The following is a 9,719-nucleotide window of genomic DNA, read 5'->3' on the forward strand; positions in this document are numbered from 1 at the left end:
GGTATAACCACCAACAATGGCGGCAAAAAAGCGTGAGATAACAGCAAAACGGTAAGCATGGGCTTGATAAGCTTGGCTTAATTTAGATCTTATAGAGAGTGTTTGGCTGTTTTTGACAGATTGAGCGTGCATGATGATCCCTCAAAGTCCCAAATGGGGGCGAATAAAGAGGGTATTATATATTCTAGATACAGAAAAGATAGTGATTCGTATTTTCTTTGTTGTTTGTTCGGGTGATAGCGCAATAATACTCAGTATATTTACTTAGTAAAATGATGATCTGCTTTTATCATTTGCTGTTTTAATTGAAAAGTTCGCAAATTTTTCAACTGCTTGTATGCTTAGTGATTGGAAGGCTATAAGCCGTTACATTAATTTTTTAGGGAGTACTATGTCAGCACACAAAAAACTTAATTATGTTGAATTTGCCGCAGCAGATTTAATCGCCACTAAGGCATTTTTTAGTGCGGTTTTTGATTGGCAGTTTATTGATTATGGCCCTGAATATACGTCATTTAGTGCTGATACTGCTGGGCTTGATGGCGGTTTTTATCAAGCACCACTTAGCTCATTAACGCAACATGGTGCAGCTTTGTTAGTATTTTATAGCGAGGATATTGCGCAAACACAGGCTAAAGTAGAGCAATATGGCGGGAGTATTATAAAACCAATTTTTGATTTTCCTGGGGGCTGTCGATTCCATTTTACCGAGCCCAGTGGCAATGAATTTGCAGTGTGGTCAGAACATAATTGAACGCAAAAATAGATCATAATTTTACTAACTCAAGGAAATGAATTGAATGACAGATTTGAGTTGCGAAGAAATTAAAGCATTTGTACCAGCAAAAGATTTTGCGCTTAGTTGTGCGTTTTATCAGCATATGGGCTTTCAAATCGCGTGGGAAACCCCAGATATGGCGTACTTTTACCACGGAGACTGTAGTTTTTTACTGCAAAATTTTTATAATCCAGAGCACGCTAAAAATTTTATGATGCACTTATTAGTTGCAGATGTGACAGCATGGCATGATAAATTAACAAGTGCAGGGTTGGCGCAAAAATATAATATAAAAATTACTGAGCCAAGCTTGCAAGCGTGGCAAATGATTGATTTTGTTATTTATGATCCAAGTGGTGTGCTGTGGCGAATAGGGCAAAGCAGTGATGATGGCTAGCACCTTGTTAAAGCAAGTTAGTCAATGCGTGATCTGTGAGCCTGAGCTGGCGCTTGGGGCACGTCCGGTGCTGCAATTTAATCCCAGTGCGCGTATTTTAATTGCAGGGCAAGCGCCGGGGCTTAAAGTACACCAAAGTGGCATTCCATTTGATGATGCCAGTGGTAAGCGGCTGCGCGAGTGGTTAGGGCTTAAGCCATGCGATTTTTATGATGCAACTAAGGTTGCTATTTTGCCGATGGGCTTTTGTTACCCAGGTAAAGGTAAGTCAGGCGATTTAGCGCCGCGTAAAGAATGCGCACCTGCATGGCGTTCCCAGTTTTTAGCGGCACTGCCCAATATTAAGTTAACCATAGTGCTGGGTAAATATGCCCAAGCGTACCAGTTACCACACACAAAACATTTACCCCTCACTGAGTTAGTAAAATCATGGCGTGAGTATTGGCCAGATGTTTTGCCATTGCCACACCCGAGTCCGCGTAATAATATTTGGCTAACTAAAAACCCTTGGTTTGAGCGTGATGTGGTGCCACAGTTGGCGCAAACTATTCAAGCAATTTTGCAATGTGAGGATGATTAGTTTGATGATCAATACCCAATTTGAGCAGCATGGCTTTTTTCATGTAAAAGGTTTTTACACTGAACGTGAACTTGTGCATGAGCGCGAAGTGATCAATTGTTTTCATCAGCAATGGATCGCAGATAATCAACAGTTTTATCAAACCAAGGCGGTTAATAGTGCCTATTTAACTGCAAATACCTATTTAGATGAGGCCCAGCGCTTAGTATTATTTAAGTTTATTGCCAGCCATAAGTTAATGGCTCAAGTTGATTCGATACTTGAATCAGCGGCCTTTATGAATACCCAGTTGTTTTTTAATCCGGTTAATCCTGAGCAAGAAAATTATTGGCATCGTGATATGCAGTACCATTTAAGCTTGGCGGAGCAGCAAGCTGCGCTATCGGGTCCTGAAGTGATACATTGTCGGGTTGCGCTTGAGGATGAGCCAGGTATTGAGTTAGTACCAGGTACCCATCGACGTTGGGATACCCCTGATGAGCTGGCAACTCGGTTGGCGATTGAGCACAACAACACCAGCGATGATTTAGCCACCGGCCATGTGATAGAAATGCAAGCAGGGGATTTATTAATTTTCTCGGCAAATATGATCCACCGTGGTTTATACGGTAAAGACCGCTTAGCGCTGGATATTCTTTTTGGTGAGCCACAGCCCCATGTACTGCATTTTGTTCAGGATATCTGTTTGCCTACTCCAGCGATGCTTTCGACATTAGAAGATGCCAGTGCCTTTGCGGTTACTTTGGCACACCAAGAATAACCGCGCTACATAGACCTGCCTAAAAACCACATGGGCTGCTGTAATAATCTCGAAAGATAAACAGGTCTGAGCTACATTTCGCTGTTACTTAACAGCGCCAGTAGTTGATCTTTAGACATTTGCCCAGCATCACCACTGCCGGCGAGTACTTTATCTGCGAGTGCTTGTTTATGTTCGTGCAATTGCAGGATTTTTTCTTCAATGGTATTTTGTGCTATCAGTCGGTACACAGTAACGGGGCGTGTTTGCCCTAGGCGATGCGCGCGATCTGATGCTTGTTGTTCAACCGCAGGATTCCACCACGGATCGAGATGCAGTACATAATCAGCCGCCGTTAAATTAAGCCCCGTGCCGCCTGCTTTTAAGCTGATCAAAAACAGTGGTGCATGACCTGCTTGAAATTTATCAACTTGTTGTTTGCGTTTGTTAGTACTCATGCTGCCGTCAAGATAACAATAATCGATGCCGCGTTTTTGTAAGCGCTTTTCAACCAGTTTTAACACATCGACAAATTGGCTGAAGATCAGCGCTTGGTGGTTGTTTTCTAGTAATTCTTCAATAATCGCTTCTGCAGTGTCGAGTTTACTAGATGGCAACTTACTATTTTCTAATAACAACTGCGGGGCAATACAAGCGCGGCGTAATTTAGTTAATGACGCCAAGATAGTAATGTATTGGCTATCTTCCTGATTTGCTTGTTCAAGTGCATTTAAACGGGTTGCTTCGTACAGTGCTTGCTCTTTTTCACTTAATGCGAAGGTTAAGTTTATTTCGGTTTTTTCTGGTAACTCGGTCAATACCGTTTGTTTGGTTCGACGCAGGATAAATGGAGCAATGAGGGTTTTCAGGGTATCGGCTTGTTGTTGGTTTTTATCGGCGTTACCAAAGCGCTTTTTAAATACTGGCAGGGTATGTAAAAAGCCTGGCATTAAAAAGTTAAACAAGCTCCACAGTTCACCTAAATGGTTTTCGATTGGTGTGCCTGATAGGGCAATTTTAAATTGACCATTGAGTGCAAATGCGGCTTTAGCTCTTAAACTCAAGGGGTTTTTAATTGCCTGTGCTTCGTCAAAGACAATATTAGCAAAAGAAAATTGCGCCAGTTGTTCACCAATTAGTGGCAGTAAACCATAACTGACGATCACTAAATCGTGTTTACCAGCCGTTGCCAGAATATCAGCGCATGCAGTGGCGTTTTCAATGATTTTTACATGCAAAGCCGGCGCGAATCGCTCGGTTTCAACTTGCCAGTTATGACACACAGATTTTGGCGCAACCACTACACTGGCACCTAAACTACTGCGCATTTGTAACACGGTTAAGGTTTGTAAGGTTTTACCCAGCCCCATGTCATCGGCTAAACAAGCATTGAGTCCCCAGTTGGCCAGTTGCATTAGCCATTTAACCCCGACTACTTGATAGTCTCGTAAAATATGGACTAAATGTGCAGGTAAGGTAGGGTCGATAGTTTGCTCAAATTTAGCTAAACGCGTTTTCCAGCTGTCACCAAATGTGACATCACCTAAGTCGGCAATGCTTTGGTGTAAAGGCAATGCACGCGCGTTGGCAATCCGTAGTTCATCACTTGGGTTGTGCTTATCAATATTTTGCATCCCTTCTAAGCGATTTAATAAGTTAGTTAAACGCTGATCCAATAATAATGAATTGCCTTCCGAAAACTCTAAAATGCTGCCACGGCGCGGGGCTTTAAGCAGGGTTTGTAATTCGTATATTTGGCCGCTAGGGAGTGAGATTTTACCACTGACGCTTAACCAATCGTTATCATCATTTAAGTTAAGAGAAAGGTGCTGGCTTTTGGCAACTCTCATGCCTTGGCTCGTTTCGTCCCAACTTAATACCAGAGACTGTGCTTTTTGCGCAGCTTCAAGTAACTCAATTGCTTGGCTAATATCTTCAGGTAAATAAAACTGCTGTTGAATTTGATTATGTTGCGGTGATTGCCGATCAGCAAATAATCCGGCCATATTTTTCAGTAAATTTCTAAACGCTTTTTGCTCTGCTTTTAAATCACGTTTAATAACAATGCTGTCGGTTTGATCATCATCAGTATGTGCAAGTGTCAAAGCACCAATGCCGGGCTCAACCCAAGGGCCATCTACGCCATTTGGCATGGCATAAAAGTTAATGTTGATACCTAATTGGGTAAGAGCGATCACTGCGGCAAATTCACACAAGCCTTGGCGTACGTTGTTGATATGAGCAAACTCGGTACGCTGGCTGCTAATATGATGCTCGTTAGCCAGTACTTGTAATGCGGCATTTAGTTGTGGCAGTTTTTCTTCGGTTAAATTATTGGGTTGTTGCTCAAATAGTTGCAGTAATTTGAGCTGTTTGTCATCAATGGCGAATACTTGGTAACAATTTGCGTGACTGTGGATAAGTAAAAAGTCACAGTCCGGATCGCTGATACTCGGTTGCATTACCAGGCGATAGCAATCATTGCTGTCTTGTGCAATTTCAATGACAAACTCGCCTTTGATCAGCGTAAGTGGCTGTCCATTGTGATCTTCAAGCCCTTTAAACCCTATTAGTGCTTGTAATACCGCGGCCGTTGCATGTATTTCGTGATAACCAAATCCGGCATGGTTGTTGAGCACTTGTACTAAGTTATGATCGGCGCTGGTTAATGCATCTTGATACTGGTTATAAGCAAGTTCTTGGGCGTTTACTTTACGACCTTTGGTCCATTCGCCTTTGGCATTGAGTTGCTGTACTTTGGCTTGTATGAGCGGTAAATCTAAATGGGTTAAATCCAGTTGCCATACAATTCGTTGCTGCGCAGTAGGCGTATCAATTTGGCTAATATCATTAAGCCAACGCTGCCATTGTGGGACGCGGGTAAAGTGCTGTAATAAACCAGTATTGGGTAATGGTGTGTCATCGCTAAGCCAATTAACTAAGTGCTGGCATTGCTCAGCTAACCAGTGTTGATGCGCACTAATTGCGCTATTGAGCTGTTCTAACAGTTCAGTATCACCCCTTAGATGATTTACCTGTTCGTCTGTGGCGTTTTTAATAATTGCCAGTAATAAGCAAAATAATGGCGCTAATGCATTCGGGTTACCAAGTAGATGACTTAAGCTGTTGCTTAAACGATGGTTTTGATAGTTAGCTAAATCCTCTTCCAGCAAATAATCAATCGCTTGGCTTGGGTGGCTTAATTCCCCAAGATTTTTTTGATACCATTTTCGACAGGTATTTAGTTGTTTAATATCTGCAGCGGTTGCACTGATAAATAGGCATACAGTGTAAAGTAATCCGGTGATCTCGGTCGGATAGATGCCTTTGCCAAAGTTTTTTCTAAACGCTGTTAAAGCGCTTTTATACTGTATCAAAGCAATATCAATAAACTCACCCTTGATGGCATTGGTATTTGCTTCATAAAAAGTGGCTAAAACACGGTCTCTTTTATCATCTAACAATTCAGCAAAATTATCTTCTTGTAATAATATGGCTAAATTCTCATTCAGATAAATGCGTTTTCTCAGCTCTGTTGTTGGGAGCGCTTTGGCAATCAGAGTCGGCCATGCACGCTCACTGGTGAGGTTGAAAAATTGACCGCGGATAAAGTTATCCAAGCAAAGCTGTTGCCATTGCTCAGGAAGGCATTGCCACAGTTGCTCGCTGTATGGTGATTGCGCGAGCAAATTAACAAAAGCGCTATCAAGCTCAAGTGATAAATCACCAGGGAGCGGTTTTTTTCCGCTTTTTGCGCGGTCAAGATCATTAAATAGCAGGTGCAGAAAGTGCACGGCTTGATCGTGGTAATAATAGCTTTTTGTAGCTTCGGTTAAAAAAGCATGCAATAAAACTGGCTGATGTTTTATAGCATTAATAGCTACATAAGCAACTGCGCTAACTGATATACGAAAGTTTGGTCCGTAGGGGAGCTTCCAAATTAAATCTTTAGATTCGAGTTGTTTAGTGTATTTAGCGACTTCAGCTTGAGAAAACGAATAGCCATTTTTAATGTGACTATAAAGACGTTTAGTGAGCTGCTGGACAGAGTTCTCATAGCCATGCGATGAGCCACTTATTATCAGTGCAAGTAATACACACAGTTGTTTTTGGTCGTTATCAGTTGTGGCGGGCGAAAAAGTACTTAATGGCATAAAATCAATAATTAAAGTCGCTAATGATTGCAGCCAGTATAAGTTTCAGCTGGGGGAGTTACAACTATAAAAAAGCGACCCTAAGGTCGCTTTTTTATAAAAACCTATTGCACTCTGGCAAATAGTTTTTGTAGTTGCGGCATATATTCTTTAATTAGTTTTAAATTACTTTCGCTAACAACCGGCGCATCTGTATTAGCAGCATTAGCTGAGTTACCAAGTGTGCCCATCATTGAACTAGCGCTGTTATTTTTCGAGCCGCCCATACTTTGCAAACCGCCCATTAACTGATTTACTTTATCTTTGTTTTCTGGCGATAAATTACCTTTGATGTTTTCAAGGTAAGCCATCGAGACTTCAGAACCCACAGTAATTAGTTGTTCAGGCGTGAAACCATATTTATTGGTAAGGGCTGCAAACTCTTTGTATAAATCATTATCTTTGATTGTACCAAGGGCGCCTAATGCCATTGCCGTCGAGCCCCCTTCAGAGCCACCTAACATACTACCCAAATCCATGCTTTTTAATGAATCTTGATTTTGTGACCAATCAACAACCGCGGGTAATGCTTGCATATAACCTTGTAAATCTTTTTCTGTGATATCTGCCGCAAGGCTTGAAAAACTCATTGCTAACAAACTAAGAGATAAAATTATTTTTTTCATGTTGAGCACCTTTTTTATTCAATTGTTAGTTGCATTAAAGACTATTAATTAGATAACCGCTATAAATTAAAGAGGGTTTTAGTCTGTTAACATCAGATGATATACTACATTTTTGCCTGATGTAGCTGAACCACATGTTAATTATTTCAAATACCGTAACAATCGATGAATGGGAAGTCGAGCTGTCAGCTATTCGTTCACAAGGAGCGGGTGGTCAAAATGTTAATAAAGTGGCCAGTGCGATCCACCTTCGCTTTGATATTAATCGCTCAAAGTTACCAGAGTTTTATAAAGAGCGGTTGTTGGCGTTCAATGATAGTCGTATCACTAAAGAAGGTGTGATTGTTCTCAAAGCGCAAAGTCATCGAACTCAAGAGCTAAACAGGGAAGATGCGTTAAAGCGACTAAAACAGCTTATTTTATCAGCCACTAAGGTCGAACGTGCTCGTCGTGCTACAAAGCCAACACGTAATTCACAGCGCAGACGCATGGATAAGAAAACCAAACATGGTAATACCAAAGCGCTGCGCGGCAGTGTTAAAGTTTAATTTATAAGTTTGGTTTAAGCACCTCAAATAACGCGTTAATATGATCGTCTCTATCATTAAGCGCAGCTATATAACGGTATTTTTCACCGCCAGCTTGTTCAAAAATCTCTCGGTTTTCACCTTCTAATTCTTCAAGTGTTTCAAGGCAATCAGCGCTAAATGCAGGGCTGATAATAGCCACGTCTTTAATCCCTTCGTTTGGTAAGCTCTCAAGGGTTGCATCTGTGTAAGGTTTTAACCACTCGGCTTTACCAAAACGGCTCTGAAAGGTGCTGATAACTAAATCTTTATCGAGTCCGAGCTTTTCGACCACTAAGCGAGTGGTTTGTAAACATAAGCAATGATATGGGTCGCCATTATCTAAAAACTGTTTAGGCATACCGTGGTACGAAAACACTAATTTTTGTGGCATACCGTGTTTTTCTAAATCTTCGCTAATGCTGTTAGCGAGTGACTCTAGGTAGGTTGGGTTTTTGTGATACCCATTTATAAAGTGAAGCTCTGGCACCCAGCGCCATTTTTTTAATACATTCGCCACGGCATCAAATGTTGAGCCTGTGGTTGGGCTTGAATATTGTGGGTAAAGTGGCAACACAATAATGCGGGTTAAGCCTTTATCTCTAAGCTCTTCAAGGCCGGCTTCGATTGATGGATTACCGTAGCGCATCGCCATAACCACTTCGGTATTGGTATAGCCATGCTGTTTTAATAAGGCATTTAATTTAAGGCTTTGCTGGCGTGTAATATGGGTCAGTGGCGAGCCATTTTCAGTCCAAATACTTTTATATAGTTTAGCTGAGCGTTTTGGGCGAATACGCAAAATGATGCCATGCAGGATGATCATCCACACAATACGCGGTATTTCTACGATACGAGGATCTGACAAAAACTCACGTAAGTAAATGCGCAATGCACTTGCTGTTGGGGCATCGGGGCTGCCTAAGTTGGTCAGTAAAATCCCTGTTTTTTGATTAAAACGCTGATCATGAGGGTTATCGGTAACGGCTGAAAATCGCGACACGCAATGCTCCTAAAGCAAAATAGACGGTTATGGAATATATGCTATTAATATTAATAGCTTATTGTAACGAATGAAAGGGTAAATAGGATCACTGATTTACAATGATTTGATCATGATCCTAAATGGAGTCGGTTTTTTAGCTTCTAGTTGCTGTAACTTTTCAATGGATTTAGCACTAAATATATGCCCCTTTGGCAGCAACATAATCCCTGTGTGACTATGCAGTGCATGGCTAAGTACCATATTGATGGCTAGCTCTTTGGCCGTTATTATTTTCATCGAGCCTACTTTTGCTTGCTGCTTAATGCATTTAACTCGGCAAGCCTCCAAAGCTTGCACTAATTTAGGATGGTAAAAGTTACCGCTGTACATTTTTACTGTTTCGAGTGCATGTTGGTGCTTTTCTTCATCTTTTAAATTACTTTGTTCAAATGCATCCCAATAGTCACGTGCAAGCGCGAGTATCATTGCACTAAGAGGAATATCATTACCTTTTAATCCTTTAGGTAGGCCATTTCCGTTATAGCGTTCGTACTGGTGATAAATGGCGTCAGATACTTCATGCAGATGAGTCGCAGGCATTAACATCAATTGTGCTGTACTTGGATGCGTATAATAACTTTTGCGTTGCTGTTCATTAAGCGCATGCACGGGTTTTTCATAAAGTGCGGGATCCATTGCTAACAGCACTATCTGAGCTAAGTAACCAGCCATTGCCGCCATTTCTATATTTTTTGGTGGTAGCCGCAACCGTTTTGCTTTTGGTGTAAGGGTATTGGCACTGTTCTGCCCTGTTGTTCCACTTACATTTGGATTGGACTTATTAAAGTTTTAGAG

At 41.4% G+C, this 9,719-nt stretch carries 8 protein-coding genes and 1 pseudogene; 5 read left to right on the top strand and 4 right to left on the bottom strand.

Going from position 1 to position 9,719, the window contains the following annotated elements:
• Nucleotides 1–391 precede the first annotated feature (391 nt).
• The 4 genes from H5232_RS20965 to H5232_RS20980 are packed head-to-tail and all read left to right on the top strand — an operon-like array spanning nucleotide 392 to nucleotide 2,515.
• Nucleotides 392–754 (top strand): VOC family protein, encoded by a 363-nt coding sequence (locus tag H5232_RS20965; RefSeq protein ID WP_182718230.1) that lies wholly within the window; start codon nucleotides 392–394, stop codon nucleotides 752–754.
• Between the two features lie 46 nt (nucleotides 755–800).
• A complete protein-coding gene (locus H5232_RS20970; protein WP_182718231.1) occupies nucleotides 801–1,175 on the top strand; it encodes a VOC family protein in 375 nt (124 codons plus the stop codon).
• Nucleotides 1,165–1,755, top strand: coding sequence for a uracil-DNA glycosylase family protein (locus H5232_RS20975; protein WP_182831448.1), 591 nt, complete (start codon nucleotides 1,165–1,167; stop codon nucleotides 1,753–1,755). The genes H5232_RS20970 and H5232_RS20975 overlap by 11 nt, the downstream gene beginning before the upstream one ends.
• A gap of 4 nt (nucleotides 1,756–1,759) precedes the next feature.
• Nucleotides 1,760–2,515, top strand: a complete 756-nt coding sequence (locus H5232_RS20980; RefSeq protein WP_182794388.1) for a phytanoyl-CoA dioxygenase family protein — start codon at nucleotides 1,760–1,762, stop codon at nucleotides 2,513–2,515.
• 71 nt (nucleotides 2,516–2,586) lie between these two features.
• Here the strand turns inward: H5232_RS20980 and H5232_RS20985 are convergent, their stop codons facing one another.
• Together H5232_RS20985 and H5232_RS20990 are read right to left on the bottom strand one after the other, a co-directional pair.
• Complete coding sequence (locus H5232_RS20985) at nucleotides 2,587–6,648, bottom strand: DEAD/DEAH box helicase (RefSeq protein WP_182831449.1); 4,062 nt, start codon at nucleotides 6,646–6,648, stop codon at nucleotides 2,587–2,589.
• Nucleotides 6,649–6,752: 104 nt separating this feature from the next.
• Nucleotides 6,753–7,313, bottom strand: a complete 561-nt coding sequence (locus H5232_RS20990) for a short-chain dehydrogenase (protein WP_182761733.1) — start codon at nucleotides 7,311–7,313, stop codon at nucleotides 6,753–6,755.
• A gap of 134 nt (nucleotides 7,314–7,447) precedes the next feature.
• On the opposite strand from H5232_RS20990, the gene arfB reads away from it, so the two are divergent.
• Entirely contained in the window at nucleotides 7,448–7,861 is a 414-nt protein-coding gene (gene arfB, locus H5232_RS20995) for an alternative ribosome rescue aminoacyl-tRNA hydrolase ArfB (protein WP_145239847.1), read from the top strand.
• A 1-nt stretch (nucleotide 7,862) separates the two neighbouring features.
• Here arfB and hemH read toward each other — a convergent pair whose 3' ends face one another.
• Nucleotides 7,863–8,882: a ferrochelatase gene (gene hemH, locus H5232_RS21000; RefSeq protein WP_149981962.1), complete on the bottom strand. Its 1,020-nt coding sequence runs from the start codon at nucleotides 8,880–8,882 to the stop codon at nucleotides 7,863–7,865.
• Nucleotides 8,883–8,978: 96 nt separating this feature from the next.
• A pseudogene (locus H5232_RS21005) lies at nucleotides 8,979–9,713 on the bottom strand (HD-GYP domain-containing protein); the annotation flags it as partial.
• Nucleotides 9,714–9,719 lie beyond the last annotated feature (6 nt).

The organism is Pseudoalteromonas sp. SG41-5 (assembly GCF_014164495.1).
GTDB lineage: Bacteria > Pseudomonadota > Gammaproteobacteria > Enterobacterales > Alteromonadaceae > Pseudoalteromonas > Pseudoalteromonas rhizosphaerae.

Coding starts and splice junctions, on each gene's coding strand:
- H5232_RS20965 (WP_182718230.1), top strand. CDS start 392: ATGTCAGCACACAAAAAACTTAATTATGTTGAATTTGCCGCAGCAGAT.
- H5232_RS20970 (WP_182718231.1), top strand. CDS start 801: ATGACAGATTTGAGTTGCGAAGAAATTAAAGCATTTGTACCAGCAAAA.
- H5232_RS20975 (WP_182831448.1), top strand. CDS start 1,165: ATGATGGCTAGCACCTTGTTAAAGCAAGTTAGTCAATGCGTGATCTGT.
- H5232_RS20980 (WP_182794388.1), top strand. CDS start 1,760: ATGATCAATACCCAATTTGAGCAGCATGGCTTTTTTCATGTAAAAGGT.
- H5232_RS20985 (WP_182831449.1), bottom strand. CDS start 6,648: ATGCCATTAAGTACTTTTTCGCCCGCCACAACTGATAACGACCAAAAA.
- H5232_RS20990 (WP_182761733.1), bottom strand. CDS start 7,313: ATGAAAAAAATAATTTTATCTCTTAGTTTGTTAGCAATGAGTTTTTCA.
- arfB (WP_145239847.1), top strand. CDS start 7,448: ATGTTAATTATTTCAAATACCGTAACAATCGATGAATGGGAAGTCGAG.